This is a genomic window from Vibrio sp. Vb0304 (assembly GCF_033338995.1).
GTDB classification, from domain to species: domain Bacteria; phylum Pseudomonadota; class Gammaproteobacteria; order Enterobacterales; family Vibrionaceae; genus Vibrio; species Vibrio alginolyticus.
On sequence record NZ_JAWOTT010000202.1, the window covers coordinates 1 to 1,224 of the forward strand.

The following is a 1,224-nucleotide window of genomic DNA, read 5'->3' on the forward strand; positions in this document are numbered from 1 at the left end:
ATGGCTGGGCAGTTTAAGATGGACTCCATCCCGGGATCGCTTGTGGTAGTTGGCGGTACTTATGAGCCTTGGTTATCAGTACTGGAACAAGTTGGCTGGAAGTGTCACCAAGTAGGCGACTTACGCAAAGCTAACACGTTATTGGAAGATATTGGGCCTTGTATCGGTATCGTTGACCTGAGCCATGACGAGTTTAGCTTGAATGGTCTGGCAAACTTAGTGAGTTCTCATAAGCACGTGCGTTGGCTGGCGTTTATTCGTGAGTCTCAGCTCGGCACAGACACCATCTGCCAGTTCATCGTTAACTTCTGTATCGACTTTTTTACTGCCCCAATCCCAGATGCCCAACTGTTGAGTACCATCGGCCACCAACTTGGTATGCTCAAGCTAGAGAAAAAAGTTTGGCCAAGCTTTGGCAATAGCCTCGATATGGGGCTGATTGGCGAATCTATCCCGATGAAGCGCTTACGCGATCAAGTTAAGCGAATTGGTCCTACGGACGTGAGTATTCTGATCTCTGGCGAGAGCGGTACTGGTAAAGAAGCGGTTGCTCGTGCAATTCACAAAGTATCTTCCCGTTCTCATAAGCCCTTTATGTCGATTAACTGCCGCGCTTTGAATGAGCAACGTTTCCAAGCGGAAGTCTTTGGTATTGCTGCGGATGCTGAGATGGGCCCAAGTCTGTTGGAACAAGCAGATGGCGGTACTGTGTTGTTTAATGACATTCTGACCATTTCGAAAGACCAGCAAATGAACCTGTTAAGGTTTTTGCAAGAGGGCACGATTGAAACGCGCGAAGGTGTGAAGAATGTGAATGTGCGTATTCTTGCTGCTAACTCGTCAGACGTAGAAAAAGCTTTGATTGATGGCGACTTCAACGAAGAGTTGTACCATTACATCAATGTACTTCGTATCAACGTACCAAGCTTGAAAGAGCGCGCGAGTGACATTGCACTACTAGCTCGCTTCTATCTGCAAGAGTTCTCTAAAGAGTACAACTCTCAAGCAAAAAGTTTCTCTGAGGACGCTTTGAAAGCTCTGACTCGTTACTTCTGGCCTGGTAATGTTCGCGAGTTGATGAACCAAGTTAAGCGTGCGGTGTTGATGTCTGACAGCGTGATGATTGAAGAACATCATCTCGATTTGCCGCAACGTAATGATTCAAAACGCAGTTTGAAATCAATTCGAGAAAAGAGTGAGCGTGATGCGTTATTGGTCGTGTTG

At 46.6% G+C, this 1,224-nt stretch carries 1 protein-coding gene; it reads left to right on the plus strand.

What is annotated here, in order from left to right; genetic code table 11:
• Window positions 1-1,224, plus strand: a 1,224-nt coding sequence (locus R7P35_RS24985; RefSeq protein ID WP_318093077.1) for a sigma-54-dependent transcriptional regulator, incomplete at its 3' end; no start/stop codon positions are given.